Here is a 17726-nt window from a genome sequence, read left to right on the forward strand (position 1 = left end):
ATTAGTTTGTGCCGATCCTCCCTGATATTTCAGGTTTGGTACAGGTTTTCAGCCGGCTCACTGCAACCCGAAGAACCAGGGCACCATCACCACGGTCACTCCCATCACCAGCAGGGTGAAGGGCACACCGATCTTGACGAAGTCGGCGAAGCGGTACTGGCCCGGGCCGAGCACCAGGGTATTCACCGGCGAGGACACCGGCGTCATGAAGGCTGCCGAGGCGGCCAGGGCCACGGTCATGGCGAAGGGGTACGGTGACATCCCCAGCTGTTGCGCCGTGCTGATTGCAACCGGAGCCATGAGCACTGCCGTAGCCGTATTGGAGATGAACAGCCCGATCACTGCGGTGAGGGCGAACAGGCAGGCCAGGATGGCCAGCGGGCCGGCGCCGCCGAGCAGGCCGACCAGCCCGGTGACGGCCAGGTCGATACCGCCGGTCTTCTGCAGGGCCAGGGCGAAGGGCAGCATGCCGACGATCAGTACCAGGCTTTGCCAATGGATTGCGCGGTAGGCGCTGTTCATGTCGATACAGCGTCCGGCGCCCATCAACAGGCAGCCGATCAGCGCAGCGAGGACATTGGGTACCAGGCCACTGACCATCAGCCCGACCATCACCGCCAGGCTCAGCAAGGCGTGGGGAGCACGGGCGCGCGCAGGCGCGACCTGATCGACTTCGGCTGGCAGGCTGAGTACCAGGAAGTCGCGCGGCTGGCTTTGCAGCTGGCGCACGGCCTTCCAGGGGCCGATGACCAGCAGGGTATCGCCCAGGCGTAGTTTCTCTTCCACCAGTTGCTCATCGACCGCGTTCTGCTCGCGGCGCAGGCCGACCACATTGAGGCCGTAGCGGCTGCGAAAGGCGAGCTCCAGGATAGTCTTGCCGATCAGTTGCGAGCCGGGCGGCAGCGAGACCTCGGCCATGCCCACCTCCTGCGATTGATCGATGAAGTAGGCGGCCTTGAAGTGCAGGGGTTCCAGTTGCATGGTCTGGCACAGGCTGCGCAGATCGTCGCGATTGGCGAACAGGTCGAGCAGCAGCACATCGCCCTGTTGCAGCAAGGTGCCGGAGTCGGCGGCGATCACCCGGGTGGTGAATTTGTGCTGGCGCTCGATGCCGACCACATTGGCGCCATGGCGGGTACGTAATTCGAGCTCGCCAAGGGTATGGCCGATCAGCGGCGAATGTGGACGAATGCGCAGCCGCCGCTCGCGGCCGCTGAGTTTGTAGTCCAGCACCAGGTCGAGCAGGGTGCGACGGCTTTCGCTGCGGCCGTCCTTGCGCACCTCGCCGTTGAGCCAGCGGCGGGTCAGCAACATGTAGCCCACGCCCAGCACCAGGATGACCAGGCCGAACGGGGTGAAACTGAAGAAGTTGAAGCCCTCCAGCCCATGGCGTACCAGCTCGCTGTGCACCACCACGTTCGGTGGCGTCGCCACCAGGCTGAGCATGCCGCTGATCAGGCCGGCGAAGCTCAGCGGCATCATCAGGCGGCTTGGCGAGCGCTTTTGACGCGCAGCGATGCTCAGCACCACCGGGATGAAGATCGCCACCACCCCGGTCGAACTCATTACCGAGCCAAGCCCGGCGACTGCGACCATCAACAGCACCAGCAAGCGTGCCTCGCTGTTGCCGGCGCGCTCGCTCATCCAGTCGCCGATGCGGTAGGCGATGCCGGTGCGCACCAGGCCTTCGCCGATCACGAACAGCGCGGCGATCAGCACCACGTTGGGATCGCTGAAGCCGGCCAGGGCCTGCTCGACGGTGAGGATGCCGGACAGCGGCAGAAACAGGATCACCAACAGGGCAACCACATCCATGCGCGGGCGGTTGAGGATGAACAGGGTGACGACGATGGCCAGCAGGCCGAGGACCAGGAGCAGGTCGGAAGACATGGGGCAGGGTGATCCTTCACGGGTTGGGGCTGGGGAGAACAGTAGCAGGCCAGGGGGGCGACGTCGTTGATGTACTGCAGGATTCGGGCGAGGGGTGCAAAGCGTGCTCGGTTGTGGTCACAAGCAACAGAGCGAACCCAAGCCTCAATCCAAGGAGCTCCAATGCCCGCGCACATCGAAGACTATGCCCTGCTTGGCAACTGCCGTAGCGCAGCCCTGGTCAGCCGCGATGGTTCGATCGACTGGCTGTGCCTGCCCCGTTTCGACGCCCCGGCGGTGTTCGCCGCCTTGCTCGGCAATGAAGAAAATGGTCGCTGGCGCCTGGCGCCCAGCGACCCGGTGGAGCAGTGCAGCCGGAAGTACCTGGGCGATACCCTGGTACTGGAAACCACCTGGACCACTGCCAGCGGCCGTGCCCGGGTACTCGACTGCATGCCCCTGGGTGAAGACAACGCCGTGCTACGCATCGTCGAAGGTCTTTCGGGGGAGACCCGATTCGAGCTCGATCTGGTGCTGCGCTTCGACTATGGCCGCAGTGTTCCCTGGGTGGAGCGGCTCGATCCACTGACCCTCAGTGCCGTTGCCGGCCCCGACCGGCTGATCCTGCGTAGCACGGTCGGGTTGCATGCAATGGACCATCACAGCGTCTGCCGCTTTCATGTGGGCGCGGGCGAGCGGCAGGTGTTCGCCTTGCGTCATCAACCCTCGCACCTGCCCGACACGCCGGATTTCGACGCCGATCAGGCGCTCGCACGCACCCTGGAGCTCTGGCAGGACTTCGCTGCCCGCTGCCCTGACATGGGGCCGCACAGCGCCCTGGTGCGTCGCTCGCTGCTAACCCTCAAGGCGCTGACCTATGCGCCCACCGGCGGGATCGTCGCCGCGGCCACCACTTCGCTGCCCGAGCGCATTGGTGGCGAGCGTAACTGGGACTATCGCTATTGCTGGTTGCGGGACGCCACCATGACCCTGCTGGCGTTCATGAACCTGGGGTACTTCGATGAAGCGCAGGCCTGGCGCGAATGGCTGCTGCGCTCGGTGGCCGGTAATCCGGAGCAGATGCAGATCATGTATGGCCTGGCAGGCGAGCGCGACCTGGCCGAGTTCACCTTGCCCTGGCTGGCCGGGTATGAACGCTCAAGCCCGGTGCGCATCGGCAACGCAGCCTCCGGGCAGCGCCAACTGGATATCTATGGTGAGGTGGCCGATGCCATGGCCCAGGCGATCAAGGGCGGGCTGCCCCGCCACCCTCGCAGTGCCGCAATCGCCCGGTTGATCATGCCGTATGTGGAGCGCATCTGGCGCGAGCCCGACGAAGGAATCTGGGAGGTGCGTGGCGGTCGCCAACAGTTCGTGCATTCGAAGGTGATGGCCTGGGTTGCGTTCGACCGTGCGGCGAGTCTGGCTGAAACCACCGAGGAGGATCGCGAACGGGGCAGGCACTATCGTCAGGTAGCCGAGCAGATTCACCGAGAGGTGTGCGAGCAAGGGCTGGACGCTGGTGGGCAGTACTTCGTGCAGGCCTATGGTTCGGACGAGCTCGATGCCAGCCTGTTGCAGATTGCCCTGACCGGTTTTCTGCCAGCGGAAGATCCGCGTTTCTTGCGCACGCTGGAACAGATCGAGCATCGTCTGCTGAAGAATGGTTTGTTGCTGCGCTATGACAGCGACAGTTGCAGCGATGGCCTTGCGCCTGGGGAGGGGACCTTCCTGGTGTGTTCGTTCTGGTTGGCTGACGTGTATGTGCTGCTGGGGCGTCAGGCCCAGGCGCAGGCCTTGTATGACCGCCTGACCGGGTTGTGCAACGACGTGGGCCTGCTGGCCGAGCAGTACGATCCGCTTGGGCAGCGAATGCTGGGGAATTTTCCCCAGGCGTTCAGCCACATCGGCATTATCAATACCGCGTTGAACCTGCACCGAGCTGAGTGCCCGGCACGCGACCGTGCCCGCTGTGGTTGAAGGTCGGTTTTACCGATGCCAAAAACAGGACACCCCGCCGAGGCGGGGTGTCTTGATACAGCGAGCGCAGAACGAATCAGCCCACCAGGTGCAGGCCAGCCTGCTGAACCAGTTCCAGCAACGGCTGCGGGTATACACCCAGCACGAAGGCCAGGATCGCAACGGCCAGCAGCATGACGCCGCCGGTACGCTGTTCCCACTTCAGCGGCGCATCGTGACGACGCAGGTTCGGCTCTACCAGGTACAGGGTCACCATGACCCGCAGGTAGTAGTACACACCGATGGCGCTGCCGATCACCAGAGCACCGACCAGCCACCACAGGTGCGATTCGACGCCGGTGGCGATGATGTAGAACTTGCCGATGAAGCCTGCAGTCAGCGGGATACCGGCCAGCGACAGCATCATCACGGTCAGTACCGCGGTCAGGTACGGACGACGCCAGAACAGGCCGCGGTATTCGTACAGCGCGTCGGCGTCACGGCCGGCGTACGGCGAGGACATCAGGGTGATCACGCCAAAGGCGCCCAGGCTGGTGATCACGTAGGTGACCAGGTACACGCCCATGGCCTCGAGTGCCAGGCCCTTGCTCGCCACCAGGGCGATGACCAGGTAACCGAAGTGGGCGATGGACGAGTAACCCAGCAGACGCTTGAGGTTGCTCTGGGTCAGCGCCAGCAGGTTACCGACCAGGATCGAGGCGACGGCGATCACTGCCAGTACGGTGCTCAGCACGCCACTGCTGGCGGCAGGGGAGAGCATGAACAGGCGTACGACCACGGCGAATACCGCAACCTTGCTGGCGGTGGCCAGGAAGGCGGCGACCGGTGCCGGAGCACCTTCGTACACGTCCGGCGTCCACAGGTGGAAAGGCACGAGCGACAGCTTGAAGGCCAGGCCTACCAGCATCATGCCCAGGCCCAGCTGGGCCAGCAGGCTTGGCATGCTGGTGGCGGCCAGGGCCTTGCCCAGCTGGTCGAAGGTCAGGGCGCCGGCATCGGCGTAGAGCAGGGCCATGCCGAACAGCAGGAAGGCCGAACCTGCAGCCGAGAGCACCATGTACTTGATGCCGGCTTCCAGCGAGCGCTTGTTGAAGAACGCATAGGCTACCAGGCCATAGACCGGCACCGACAGCAGCTCCAGGCCGATGAACAGGCCTGCCAGGTGGTTGGCGCTGACCAGCACCAGGCCCCCCAGCGCTGACATCAGCAGCAGCAGGTAGAGTTCTTCACGGTTGCCCGGGAAGCCCTTGGAGCCCTCGCCCAAGTAGGCGTGGGCGAGGGTAACGCATGCCAGAGTGGCCACCAGGATGATCGCCATGTACAGGCAGGCGAACTTGTCGATGGTCACCAGCGAGGTGACCGCCAGCGGTGCGACTTTCAGTGCCGGCAGGATCGACAGCAGGGCCAGGTTCAGGCCCACGGTGGACAGCAGGAAGGTCTGCGAGTGGTTGCGCTTCCAGGCGATCGCCAGCATCACCACCACCGTGGTGATGGTGGTGATCAGCATCGGCGCCAATGCGATGAAGTGTTGAGTGGTGAATTCCATAGCGCTCTTACCGGGCCGAAGCGAGTTGAGTGAAAGCGGAACCGAGCCACTGCTGCACACCGCTCATGGTGGCGGCAGAGGTGTCGAGGAACGGCTGCGGGTAGACGCCCAGCACGATCAGCAGCACCGCCAGGCCCAGCACCATGATCAGCTCGCGTCCGTCCATGCCGGCCAGCACGGTGTCGGCTTTGGCCGGACCGAAGTAGGCGCGGTGGATCATGATCAGCGAGTAGACCGAACCGAACACGAGGCCGGTGGTGGCGATCACGGTGATCCATGGCACGTGGGCGAAGCTGCCGATCAGGATCAGGAACTCGCCGACGAAGTTGCCGGTGCCCGGAAGGCCCAGCGACGCGGCGGCGAAGAACAGGCTGATGGCTGGCAGATACGCGATGCGGTGCCACAGGCCACCCATCTGGCGCATGTCACGGGTGTGCAGGCGCTCGTACAGCTGGCCGGACAGGATGAACAGCGCCGCAGCCGACAGGCCGTGGGCCAGCATCTGGATCACCGCACCCTGCAGGGCCTGCTGGCTGCCGGAGTAGATACCGATCAGCACGAAGCCCATGTGCGAGACGCTGGAGAAGGCGATCAGGCGCTTGATGTCGGTTTGGGCGAAGGCCAGGAAGGCACCGTAGAAGATACCGATCAGGCCCAGGGTCATGGCGATCGGCGCGAACTCGGCCGAGGCGTTCGGGAACAGCGGCAGGGCGAAGCGCAGCAGGCCGTAGGCCGCAGTCTTCAGCAGGATGCCGGCGAGGTCGACGGAGCCTGCAGTCGGCGCCTGGGCGTGGGCGTCAGGCAGCCAGGAGTGGAACGGAACCACTGGCAGCTTGACCGCGAAGGCGATGAAGAAGCCCAGCATCAGCAGGTATTCGACACCTGGCGGCAGCTGTGCCTTGAGCAGGTCGCTGTAGTTGAAGGTGATCATCCCGGTGGCGTTGTAGTTGACCAGCACCAGGCCAAGGATCGCCACCAGCATGATCAGGCCGCTGGCCTGGGTGAAGATGAAGAACTTGGTCGCCGCGTAGATCCGGGTCTTCTTGCCATCCGCCGAGCTGTGACCCCAGAGCGCGATGAGGAAGTACATCGGCACCAGCATCATTTCCCAGAAGAAGAAGAACAGGAACAGGTCCAGCGCCAGGAACACACCGACCACGCCGCCGAGAATCCACATCAGGTTGAGGTGGAAGAAGCCGACGTGGCGCTGGATCTCTTTCCACGAGCACAGCACCGACAGCACACCGAGCAGGCCGGTGAGCAGGATCATCAGCAGCGACAGGCCGTCCAGGGCCAGGTGGATGCTGATGCCGAAGCGCTGGATCCACTGGACTTTGTATTCCACAGCCCAGGCAGGTTCGGCGCCCGGAGCGGGGGCGAGGGTGTAGTCACCGGTGCCCCACAGCCACAGGCCGATACCGAGCAGCAGGGACATGGTCAGCAGCGCGATCCAGCGCGGCAGGGTGGCGCCGAAGCGCTCACCCAGCCAGCACAGGAAGCCGCCGATGAAGGGGATCAGGATCAGCCAAGGCAGAATCATGACGGGTTCGTTTCCTTTCGCAGAGTCGCAAGGTTCGCGAGGTTCGCAATATTCATGGTCATACCGCGGCCACTACCACGGCGCCGAGCACGAGCACGGCACCTACGGCGATAGAGGCGGTGTACCAGCGCAGCTGACCGGTCTCGGTCTTGCTCATGGCGACGTGGCCGCCGCGAGCCATGCGAGGAATCAGGCCGATACCGCGGTCAACCGGGTCCTTGCGCAGGATGTGGCTGATCAGCAGGTAAGGTTTGACGAACAGCTTGTCGTAGATCCAGTCGAAGCCCCAGGCGGCGAACCACCAGGCGGACAGGACGCGACCGATGCTGCTGTTGGCGATCGCGGTGACCAGGCGACGTTTGCCCAGGAACAGCACCGCAGCCAGCAGGATACCGGCGATGGCGATGGCGCCCGAGGCGATCTCCAGCGAGTGCTTGGCTTCGCCACCGGCGTGACCGGCGCTCTCAGGCAGCACGCCTGCCAGCGGCGGGTGGATCCAGGCGCCGACGAAGGTCGACAGCACGATCAGCACGCCCAGCGGCAGCCAGTGGCTGATGCCGTGGCCAGCGTGGGCTTCGGTCTTCGCTTCGCCGTGGAAGGCGATGAAGATCAGGCGGAAGGTGTACAGCGAGGTCATGAACGCGCCGACCAGGCCTGCGTACAGCAGGTTGGTGTTGCCGCTGGCGAAGGCCTCCCAGAGGATCTCGTCCTTGGAGTAGAAGCCCACGGTCAGGATCGGCAGGGCGGCCAGGGCAGCACCACCGACCACGAAGCTGGCGTAGGCCAGTGGCAGCTTCTTCCACAGGCCGCCCATCTTGAAGATGTTCTGCTCGTGGTGGCAGGCAACGATCACCGCACCGGAGGCAAGGAACAGCAGGGCCTTGAAGAAGGCGTGGGTCATCAGGTGGAAGATCGCCGCATCCCATGCGCCAACGCCCAGGGCGAGGAACATGTAGCCGATCTGGCTCATGGTGGAGTAGGCGAGGATACGCTTGATGTCGGTCTGCACCAGCGCGGCGAAGCCGGCCAGTACCAGGGTGATGCCACCGACTACGCCAACCAGGTGCAGGATGTCCGGCGCCAGGGTGAACAGGCCGTGGGTACGGGCGATCAGGTAGACGCCTGCGGTGACCATGGTCGCGGCGTGGATCAGTGCCGAAACCGGGGTCGGGCCAGCCATCGCGTCGGCCAGCCAGGTCTGCAGCGGGAGCTGGGCCGACTTACCGACCGCACCACCGAGCAGCATCAGGGTGGCCAGGACCATCCAGGTGTCGCCCGCCTGGAATTTCTGCGGTGCCAGCACCAGCAGTTCCTGGACGTTCAGCGTACCCAGTTGGGCGAACAGGATGAACAGGCCGATGGCCATGAACACGTCGCCGATGCGGGTGACGATGAAGGCCTTCAGTGCCGCGTTACCGTTGTTGCGGTTGCTGTAGTAGAAACCGATCAACAGGTAGGAGCACAGGCCTACACCTTCCCAGCCGAAGTAGATGAACAGCAGGTTATCGCCCAGGATCAGGAACAGCATGCTGGCGATGAACAGGTTGGTGTACGAGAAGAAGCGCGAGTAACCGGCTTCGCCACGCATGTACCAGGACGCGAACAGGTGGATCAGGAAGCCAACGCCGGTGACCACGCCGAGCATGGTGACCGACAGGCCGTCCAGGTACAGGGTGAAGTTCGGCGCGAAGCCGTCCACCGACATCCACTGCCACAGCAGCTGGCTGTACGCACCGCCTTCAGGCGGCGCGACGTTGAACTGCCAGATCACGTAGGCGGCGGTCGCGGCCGAGAGGCCGACCGAACCGACGCCGATCAGGGCGGACAGGTTCTCCGAGAACCGCCCGCGCGAGAACGACAGCAGCAGGAAGCCGATCAGGGGAAAGACGAAAGTCAGGAAGAGAAGGTTCATCCGCGCATCTCACTGGCAGCATCGATGTCGAGAGTGTGGAAGCGGCGATACAGCTGCAGCAGGATTGCCAGGCCAATGCTGGCCTCGGCGGCTGCCAGGCTGATCACCAGAATGAACATCACCTGACCGTCGGGCTGGACCCAACGGGCACCGGCGACGATGAACGCCAGGGCTGCGGCGTTCATCATGACTTCCAGGCTCATGAGCACGAAGAGGATGTTGCGGCGGACCATCAGGCCGACCAGACCTAAGCAGAACAGGATGCCGGCGACCGCCAGACCATGCTCGAGAGGGATAGCACCCATGATTTACTCCTTCGCCTCGTTGCGGCCCAGGTGGAAGGCGGTGACGGCCGCGGCCAGCAGCAGCATCGAGGCCAGTTCGACCACCAGCAGGTAGGGGCCGAACAGGCTGATGCCGACGGCCTTGGCGTCAACCGTGGTACCGCTGATGGCAGCACCGCTCGGATTGGCGAACAGCACGTACAGCAGCTCCAGCAGCAGCAGGGCGGCGAGGATCACCGGCCCTGCCCAGATGCCCGGCTTGAGCCAGCCACGCTCCTGGGCGACCGAAGCCGGCCCCAGGTTGAGCATCATCACCACGAAGACGAACAGCACCATGATGGCGCCAGCGTAGGCGATCACTTCCAGGGCGCCGGCGAACGGCGCACCCAGGGAGAAGAAGATCATCGCCACGGAGATCAGCGAAATGATCAGGTAGAGCAGGGCGTGCACGGGGTTTGTGCCGGTCACCACCCGAAGGGTGGAGACCACGGCGATCCCGGATGCGAAGTAGAAAGCGAATTCCATCTTTCTGTCCTTATGGGAGCAAGCTCTTCACGTTGATCGGCTCGGCTTCGTTCTGCGCAGAGCCTTTCGGCTTGCCAGCGATGGCCATACCCGCAACACGGTAGAAGTTGTAGTCAGGGTTCTTGCCGGGGCCGGAGATCAGCAGATCTTCTTTCTCGTACACCAGGTCCTGACGCTTGAACTCGGCCATTTCGAAATCCGGGGTCAACTGGATCGCGGTGGTCGGGCACGCCTCTTCACACAGGCCGCAGAAGATGCAACGCGAGAAGTTGATGCGGAAGAACTCGGGATACCAACGGCCATCCTCGGTCTCGGCTTTCTGCAACGAGATGCAGCCGACCGGGCAGGCCACCGCGCAAAGGTTGCACGCTACGCAGCGCTCCTCGCCGTCGGGATCGCGGGTGAGGACGATGCGGCCACGATAGCGTGGCGGCAGGTACACGGGCTCTTCGGGGTATTGCAGGGTGTCGCGCTTGCGGAACCCGTGGGAGAACACCATCACCAGGCTGCGCAGCTGAGTGCCGGTGCCCTTAACGATGTCGCCGATATATTTGAACATGGGTCAAATCCTCACTGGGCCGCGACGGCTGGCGTGTTGTAGAGCACGATCGCAGCGGTCACCAGCAAATTGATCAGGGTCAGCGGCAGGCAGAACTTCCAGCTGAAGTCCATCACCTGGTCATAGCGCGGGCGCGGGATCGAGGCGCGCAGCAGGATGAACAGCATGATGAAGAACGCGGTCTTCAACGCGAACCACAGGAACGGCAGTTGCGGCAGGATGCCGAACGGGCCGTGCCAGCCGCCGAAGAACAGGGTAACCAGCAGCGCCGAGATGAGGATGATGCCGATGTACTCACCGACGAAGAACATGCCCCATTTCATGCCGGCATACTCGATGTGGTAGCCGTCGGCCAGTTCCTGTTCCGCTTCTGGCTGGTCGAACGGGTGACGGTGAGTCACGGCGACGCCAGCGATGAAGAAGGTGCAGAAGCCGAAGAACTGCGGAATGATGAACCACAGGTTCTGAGCCTGGTATTCAACGATGTCGCGCATGTTGAACGAGCCCACCTGTACCACCACGCCCATCAGCGCCAGGCCCAGGAACACTTCGTACGACACGGTCTGCGCCGAGGCCCGCAAGCTGCCCAGCAGGGCGTACTTGTTGTTCGACGACCAGCCGGCGAACAGCACCGCGTAGACCGACAGGCCGGCCATGGCGAAGAAGAACAGCAGACCAATGTTCAGGTCGGCAACGCCCCAGCCCGGTGTGATCGGGATGATCGAGAAGCCGATCAACAGGGCGCTCATGGCCACGACCGGCGCCAGGGTGAAGATCATCTTGTCGACGAAGGGCGGGTTCCAGTCTTCCTTGAAGAACATCTTCAGCATGTCGGCGGCGATCTGGAACATGCCGAACGGGCCGACACGGTTCGGACCGTAGCGGTCCTGCCACCAGCCCAGCAGGCGGCGCTCGACGAAGCTGAGCAGGGCGCCGCAAACCACCACGGCCAGCAGCACCACGATAGCCTTGACGACCTGGATGATCACATCGATCACTTCGGGGGTGAACCAGCTCATTGTGCTGCCTCCTGCAGGCCTTCGACGGATGCACCGAAGATGGCGGGCGGAATGCCGGCCAGGCCTTTGGGCAACGCCACCAGGCCAGCGCCCAGTTCTTCATTGATGCGCAGCGGAAGGCGCAGCGAAACGCCCGCGACGTTCAGGCTCAGCAGTGCGCCGTCGTTGACGCCCAGGCGGTCGGCTTCGGACTTGGCAAGGCCCACGTAGGCCGCCGGGATGCGTTCCTGTACCGGTGCAGCACGCGAAGAGTTCTCCTCGCTGCCGAACAGGTGGAAGAACGGCACGGCAGTCCAGGTCCCGCGCGCCGGGTTGAAGGCAGCCGGGATGGTGTTGAACCAGTTCAGACGATCGCCTTGCGATTCGATCAAGCGCACGCCAGGGTCACCGGCACGCAGGTGGCCACCGACTTCATCCTGGAACTTGTTCCAGGCTTGCGGCGAGTTCCAGCCCGGCGACCAGGCGAATGGCACTTGCTGGCGCGGTTCGGCCGAGCCCGAGTAGCCTTCCATCGAGAAGGCGAACGCGGTGTCCTTGTCCTGCGGTGTGCGCGGCTCGTGAACGCTGATGTTGGCGCGCATGGCGGTACGGCCCGAGTAGCGCAGCGGCTCACGGGCAAGCTTCATGCCCTTGATGCGGAACGCGGCGCTTGGCGCTGCGTTGACGATGCCGGCCAGTTGCGGTGCGGCGTTGGCGCAGGCGCTGGTGACGTGGTCCAGTTGGGTCCAGTCGACCGGCTTGTTCAGCAGGGTGGCACGCAGGGCGTGCATCCAGCGCCAGCCTTCGTGGATCTGGATGCTGCTGTCCAGGTACTGCGGGTCGAACACCTGGAAGAAGCGCTGGGCGCGGCCTTCCTGGCTGACCAGGGTGCCGTCGCCTTCGGCGAAGGACGCTGCGGGCAGGACCAGGTCGGCGCGGTCGCTGGTGGCGGTCTTGGAGTGGTCGGCGACGATCACCACTTTTGCAGCGGCGAGCGCAGCATCGACCTTGGCGGCCGGCACGCGGGTGTACAGGTCGTTCTCCAGCACGACGATGGCGTCGGCCTTGCCGGTGATGACGGCCTCCAGTGCAGCATCGACCGAATCGCCACCCATCATGGCCATGCCGAGGCTGTTTGCCTCAGGCACGACCAGGCTCAGCGAACCGTTCTTCTCGCGCAGCTTGAGCGCTTTGGCGATGTTGGCTGCGGCTTCGATCAGTGCGGCATCAGCCAGCGAAGTACCGGCAACTACCAGTGGGCGCTTGGCGGCGACCAGGGCGTCGGCGATGCGCTGGGCCAGCGCCTTCGCTTCGGCGTCCAGGCCTTCGACGGCGGGTGCGCTCGGGTCGATGGCGTGGGCCACGGCGAAGCCCAGGCGGGCGAGGTCGGCAGGGGCTGCGTGTACGCATTCCTCGGCGACGTCATCGAGCTTGGTCTCGGCCAGCGAAGCAATGAACAGCGGGTACAGCGCGTGCTGGCCGATGTTCTTCACCGCGGCGTCGAGCCATGGCTGGACCTTCATGCCTTCGGCCATGGCCTCGGCCTTGCCCGTGGTGGCCTGGCGAACAGCCAGGGCGACGCGGGCGGCGGTTTGCGTGAGGTCTTCGCCGAGTACGAACACGGCATCGTGATCTTCGATGTCGCGCAGGGTCGGCACCGGCAGCGGGCTGTTGTTCAGCACCTCCAGCACCAAGCGCACGCGGCTCAGCTCACCGGCTTCCATACCCGAGTAGAAGTAGTCGGCGCCGACCAGCTCGCGCAGGCCGTAGTTGCTCTCGAGGCTGGCGCGCGGCGAGCCGATGCCGACGATGGTACGACCGCGCAGCAGGTCGGCGGCCTTGTCCAGGGCAGCGTCGAGGCCCAGCTTGCTGCCATCGGCCAGCAGCGGCTGGCGTGGACGGTCGCTGCGGTTGACGTAGCCGTAGCCGAAGCGGCCGCGGTCGCACAGGAAGTACTGGTTCACCGAGCCGTTGAAGCGGTTCTCGATACGGCGCAGTTCGCCGTAGCGCTCACCGGGGCTGATGTTGCAGCCGCTGGAGCAGCCGTGGCAGATGCTCGGGGCGAACTGCATGTCCCACTTGCGGTTATAGCGCTCGGAGTGGGTCTTGTCGGTGAACACGCCGGTCGGGCAGACCTCGGTCAGGTTGCCAGAGAACTCGCTCTCCAGCACGCCGTCTTCAACGCGACCGAAGTACACGTTGTCGTGGGCGCCATAGACACCCAGGTCGGTACCGCCTGCGTAGTCCTTGTAGTAGCGCACGCAGCGGTAGCAGGCGATGCAGCGGTTCATCTCATGGGCGATGAACGGGCCGAGGTCCTGGTTCTGGTGGGTACGCTTGGTGAAACGGTAGCGGCGCTCGTTGTGGCCGGTCATTACCGTCATGTCCTGCAGGTGGCAGTGACCGCCTTCCTCGCACACCGGGCAGTCGTGCGGGTGGTTGGTCATCAGCCACTCGACGACGCTGGCACGGAACGCCTTCGACTCGTCATCGTCGATGGAGATCCAGGTGCCGTCGGAGGCAGGGGTCATGCAGGACATGACGATACGACCACGGGTGTCGTTCTCGTCGGTGTACTGCTTGACCGCACATTGCCGGCAGGCGCCGACGCTACCGAGCGCCGGGTGCCAGCAGAAATAAGGGATGTCGAGGCCGAGCGACAGACAGGCCTGTAACAGGTTGTCTGCACCGTTGACTTCGAGCGCTTTGCCGTCTACGTGGATAGTGGCCATGGTTCAAAGTTCTTCGTTGGCCCGCGTGAGCAGGCGTGGCTAATGGAAATCGGTGAGCTTGCGGCCGGCCGCGAATCGTTCGGGCCGGCCTGCAAGCTGGCGGGTGGCACGGACCACCCGCGATTCATCTTGTTATGCGCCGACCACAATCGGCTTGGCCAGGTTCGGGCGCAGGGTGTCGGCAGCGCTAGCGGGCGCGACACCGGCCTCGAACTCGGACCGGAAGTATTTGATGGCACTGCCCAGCGGCTCCACGGCACCCGGTGCGTGAGCACAGAAGGTGCGGCCTGGGCCGAGGAAGTTGACCAGACCCAGCAGGGTCTCGATGTCTTCGGCGCGGCCTTGGCCTTTCTCCAGGGCGCGCAGCATCTTCACGCTCCATGGCAGGCCGTCACGGCATGGTGTGCACCAACCGCACGACTCGCGGGCGAAGAACTCTTCCATGTTGCGCAGCAGCGAGACCATGTTGATGCTGTCGTCGACCGCCATGGCCAGGCCCGTACCCATGCGGGTGCCGACCTTGGCGATGCCACCGGCGTACATCTGTGCATCCAGGTGTTCTGGCAGCAGGAAGCCGGTACCGGCACCGCCTGGCTGCCAGCACTTGAGCTTGAAGCCGTCGCGCATGCCACCGGCGTAGTCTTCGAACAGCTCGCGGGCGGTCACGCCGAATGGCAGTTCCCACAGACCCGGGTTCTTCACCTTGCCGGAGAAGCCCATCAGTTTTGTGCCATGGTCTTCGCTGCCTTCACGGGCCAGCGACTTGTACCAGTCGTTGCCGTTGGCGACGATGGCCGGGACGTTGCACAGGGTTTCGACGTTGTTCACGCAGGTCGGCTTGCCCCACACGCCGACAGCGGCAGGGAAGGGCGGCTTGGAGCGTGGGTTGGCGCGGCGGCCTTCGAGCGAGTTGATCAGTGCCGTTTCTTCACCGCAGATGTAGCGGCCGGCACCGGTGTGCACGAACAGCTCGAAGTCAAAACCGGAGCCCAGGATGTTCTTGCCCAGCAGGCCTGCGGCCTTGGCTTCATCGATGGCGCGGTTGAGGTTCTTCGCTGCCGTGGTGTACTCGCCGCGCAGGAAAATGTAGCCACGGTAGGCCTTCAGCGCGCGTGCGCTGATCAGCATGCCCTCGACCAGCAGATGGGGCTGTTGCTCCATCAGCATGCGGTCTTTCCAGGTGTTGGGCTCCATTTCATCCGCGTTGCACAGCAGGTAGCGGATGTTCATGGATTCGTCTTTGGGCATCAGGCCCCACTTCACGCCAGTGGGGAAGCCTGCGCCGCCGCGACCCTTGAGGCCGGAGTCCTTGACGCTTTGCACGATGTCGTCGGCGGACATGTCGGCCAGGGCCTTGCGGGCCGCGGCGTAGCCGTTCTTGGACTCGTACTCGGCCAACCAGACCGGCTCGCCGTCATCACGCAGGCGCCAGGTCAGCGGGTGGGTTTCAGCCGAGCGCGCGATGCGGTTGGCCGGGCCGAAGGAAGTGATGGTCATACGTAACCCTCCAGCAGTTTGGAGACGCCTGCAGGCTGCACGTCGCCAAAGGTGTCATCGTCGATCATCAGCGCGGGGGCCTTGTCGCAGTTGCCCAGGCAGCACACCGGCAGCAGGGTGAAGCGGCCATCGGCGGTGGTCTGGCCCAGGCCGATGCCCAGTTCGCTCTGGATCTGGCTGACGACCGATTCATGGCCGCCGATGTAGCAGACCATGCTGTCGCACACGCGAATGATGTGGCGACCGACCGGCTGGCGGAAGATCTGGCTGTAGAAGGTGGCCACGCCCTCGACGTCGCTGGCAGGGATGCCCAGCACTTCGCCGATCGCGTAGATGGCGCCGTCCGGCACCCAGCCGCGTTCCTTCTGCACGATTTTCAAGGCTTCGATGGACGCCGCGCGCGGGTCCTCGTAGTGGTGCATCTCGTGCTCGATGGCCGAGCGCTCGGTTTCGCTCAGGGCGAAACGGTCGGTTTGGATAAGCGTGCTGTTCATGCTTAGCGGTCCACGTCAGCCATAACGAAGTCGATACTGCCCAGGTACGCGATCAGGTCCGCGACCATGCTGCCCTTGATCACCGAAGGGATCTGCTGCAGGTGCGGGTAGCTCGGGGTACGGATCCGGGTGCGGTAGCTCATGGTGCCGCCATCGCTCGTCAGGTAGTAACTGTTGATGCCCTTGGTCGCCTCGATCATCTGGAACGACTCGTTGGCCGGCATGACCGGGCCCCACGAGACTTGCAGGAAGTGGGTGATCAGGGTCTCGATGTGCTGCAGGGTGCGCTCTTTCGGTGGCGGCGTGGTCAGCGGGTGATCCGCCTTGTACGGGCCTTCCGGCATGTTGCGCAGGCACTGGTCGATGATGCGGATACTCTGGCGCATCTCCTCGACACGGACCATGCAGCGATCATAGGCATCGCCGTTGTGGGCCAGCGGTACTTCGAACTCGAAGTTCTCGTAGCCGGAGTAGGGACGGGCTTTGCGCAGGTCGAAGTCGCAACCGGTGGCGCGCAGGCCGGCACCGGTGGTACCCCACTCCAGCGCTTCCTTGGTGTTGTATGCGGCAACGCCGATGGTACGGCCCTTGAGGATGCTGTTCTGCAAGGCGGCCTTGGTGTATTCGTCCAGGCGCTTGGGCAGCCATTCGACGAAATCCTTGACCAGCTTGTCCCAGCCGCGTGGCAGGTCGTGGGCAACGCCGCCGATGCGGTACCAGGCCGGGTGCAGACGGAAACCGGTGATCGCCTCGATCACGGTGTAGGCACGCTGGCGGTCGGTGAAGGTGAAGAACACCGGGGTCATGGCGCCGACGTCCTGGATATAGGTACCCAGGAACAGCAGGTGGCTGGTGATCCGGAAGAACTCGGCGAGCATGATGCGAATCACGTCGACTTTCTGCGGCACCTGGATACCGGCCAGCTTCTCGACCGCGAGGACGTACGGCAGGTTGTTCATTACCCCACCGAGGTAGTCGATACGGTCGGTATAGGGAATGAAGCTGTGCCAGGACTGACGCTCGGCCATCTTCTCGGCACCACGGTGGTGGTAGCCGATGTCCGGGACGCAGTCGACGATCTCTTCGCCGTCCAACTGCAGGACGATACGGAAGGCACCGTGGGCAGAAGGGTGGTTGGGGCCGAGGTTGAGGAACATGTAGTCCTCGTTGGCGCCCTGGCGTTTCATGCCCCAGGCCTCGGGGTTGAAGCGCGCCGATTCCTCTTCAAGCTGCTGCTTGGCGAGCGTGAGGCTGTAGGGATCGAATTCGGTGGCGCGGGCAGGGTAGTCCTTGCGCAGCGGGTGACCTTCCCAGGTCGGCGGCATCATGATCCGGCTGAGGTGCGGGTGGCCGGCAAAGTCGATGCCGAACATGTCCCAGACTTCGCGTTCGTACCAGTTGGCGTTCGGCCAGATACCGGTCACGGTCGGCAGGTTCAGGTCGCCCTCGCTGAGCGACACCTTGATCATCACGTCGCTGTTACGCTCGACCGACAACAGGTGGTAGAACACGCTGAAGTCGGCGGCAGGCAGGCCGCGGCGTTGGGTGCGCAGGCGCTCGTCGACGCCATGCAGGTCGTACAGCATGCTGTAGGGCTTGGCCACGCCACGCAGAAAGCTGAGCACTTCCTTGAGCTGGGCGCGCTTGACCCACAGTACGGGCATGCCGGTGCGGGTTTCCTGGGCGACGAATGCTTCGGCGCCAAAGCGGTTGTTCAGTTCGACGACCACATCTTGGTCGTCAGCCTTGTAGGGCGGAATGAAAATAGCGGTGTCCGCTGTCATGGTCTC

Annotated in this window: 13 protein-coding genes; 1 reads left to right on the forward strand and 12 read right to left on the reverse strand. The window is 64.1% G+C overall.

Annotation, left to right across the window (positions count from 1 at the left end):
• Positions 1 to 57: 57 nt before the first annotated feature.
• Positions 58 to 1890, reverse strand: a complete 1833-nt coding sequence (locus VA602_RS19240) for an SLC13 family permease (protein ID WP_054892695.1) — start codon at positions 1888 to 1890, stop codon at positions 58 to 60.
• A gap of 162 nt (positions 1891 to 2052) precedes the next feature.
• Between VA602_RS19240 and VA602_RS19245 the strand changes: the two genes are divergently transcribed.
• The gene (locus VA602_RS19245; RefSeq protein WP_323454004.1) at positions 2053 to 3849 is read left to right on the forward strand and encodes a glycoside hydrolase family 15 protein; all 1797 of its coding nucleotides are present in this window, start codon (positions 2053 to 2055) and stop codon (positions 3847 to 3849) included.
• 76 nt (positions 3850 to 3925) lie between these two features.
• On the opposite strand, the gene nuoN is transcribed toward VA602_RS19245, so the two are convergent.
• From nuoN to nuoC, 11 genes are all read right to left on the reverse strand, one after another.
• Positions 3926 to 5395 (reverse strand): NADH-quinone oxidoreductase subunit NuoN, encoded by a 1470-nt coding sequence (gene nuoN, locus VA602_RS19250; protein ID WP_054892697.1) that lies wholly within the window; start codon positions 5393 to 5395, stop codon positions 3926 to 3928.
• 7 nt (positions 5396 to 5402) lie between these two features.
• Entirely contained in the window at positions 5403 to 6935 is a 1533-nt protein-coding gene (nuoM, locus tag VA602_RS19255) for an NADH-quinone oxidoreductase subunit M (protein WP_323454005.1), read from the reverse strand.
• A gap of 58 nt (positions 6936 to 6993) precedes the next feature.
• Positions 6994 to 8847 carry an NADH-quinone oxidoreductase subunit L gene (gene nuoL, locus VA602_RS19260; protein ID WP_054892699.1) on the reverse strand — a complete coding sequence of 618 codons (1854 nt, stop codon included), beginning with the start codon at positions 8845 to 8847 and terminating at the stop codon, positions 6994 to 6996.
• Positions 8844 to 9152 carry an NADH-quinone oxidoreductase subunit NuoK gene (gene nuoK, locus VA602_RS19265; RefSeq protein WP_023631349.1) on the reverse strand — a complete coding sequence of 103 codons (309 nt, stop codon included), beginning with the start codon at positions 9150 to 9152 and terminating at the stop codon, positions 8844 to 8846. Before nuoK ends, nuoL begins: the two co-directional genes overlap by 4 nt.
• A gap of 3 nt (positions 9153 to 9155) precedes the next feature.
• Positions 9156 to 9656, reverse strand: a complete 501-nt coding sequence (gene nuoJ / locus VA602_RS19270; protein WP_054892700.1) for an NADH-quinone oxidoreductase subunit J — start codon at positions 9654 to 9656, stop codon at positions 9156 to 9158.
• A gap of 10 nt (positions 9657 to 9666) precedes the next feature.
• Complete coding sequence (gene nuoI / locus VA602_RS19275) at positions 9667 to 10215, reverse strand: NADH-quinone oxidoreductase subunit NuoI (RefSeq protein WP_011534620.1); 549 nt, start codon at positions 10213 to 10215, stop codon at positions 9667 to 9669.
• Between the two features lie 11 nt (positions 10216 to 10226).
• A complete protein-coding gene (gene nuoH, locus VA602_RS19280) occupies positions 10227 to 11234 on the reverse strand; it encodes an NADH-quinone oxidoreductase subunit NuoH (RefSeq protein WP_016488222.1) in 1008 nt (335 codons plus the stop codon).
• The gene (nuoG, locus tag VA602_RS19285) at positions 11231 to 13945 is read right to left on the reverse strand and encodes an NADH-quinone oxidoreductase subunit NuoG (protein ID WP_323454006.1); all 2715 of its coding nucleotides are present in this window, start codon (positions 13943 to 13945) and stop codon (positions 11231 to 11233) included. The genes nuoH and nuoG overlap by 4 nt, the downstream gene beginning before the upstream one ends.
• 132 nt (positions 13946 to 14077) lie before the next feature.
• Entirely contained in the window at positions 14078 to 15442 is a 1365-nt protein-coding gene (gene nuoF / locus VA602_RS19290; protein WP_054892702.1) for an NADH-quinone oxidoreductase subunit NuoF, read from the reverse strand.
• Positions 15439 to 15936 carry an NADH-quinone oxidoreductase subunit NuoE gene (gene nuoE / locus VA602_RS19295; protein WP_012313767.1) on the reverse strand — a complete coding sequence of 166 codons (498 nt, stop codon included), beginning with the start codon at positions 15934 to 15936 and terminating at the stop codon, positions 15439 to 15441. The genes nuoF and nuoE overlap by 4 nt, the downstream gene beginning before the upstream one ends.
• A 2-nt stretch (positions 15937 to 15938) precedes the next feature.
• Positions 15939 to 17720 carry an NADH-quinone oxidoreductase subunit C/D gene (gene nuoC, locus VA602_RS19300; protein ID WP_054892703.1) on the reverse strand — a complete coding sequence of 594 codons (1782 nt, stop codon included), beginning with the start codon at positions 17718 to 17720 and terminating at the stop codon, positions 15939 to 15941.
• Positions 17721 to 17726: the final 6 nt, after the last annotated feature.

This window comes from Pseudomonas machongensis (genome assembly GCF_034961125.1).
Lineage (GTDB): Bacteria > Pseudomonadota > Gammaproteobacteria > Pseudomonadales > Pseudomonadaceae > Aquipseudomonas > Aquipseudomonas machongensis.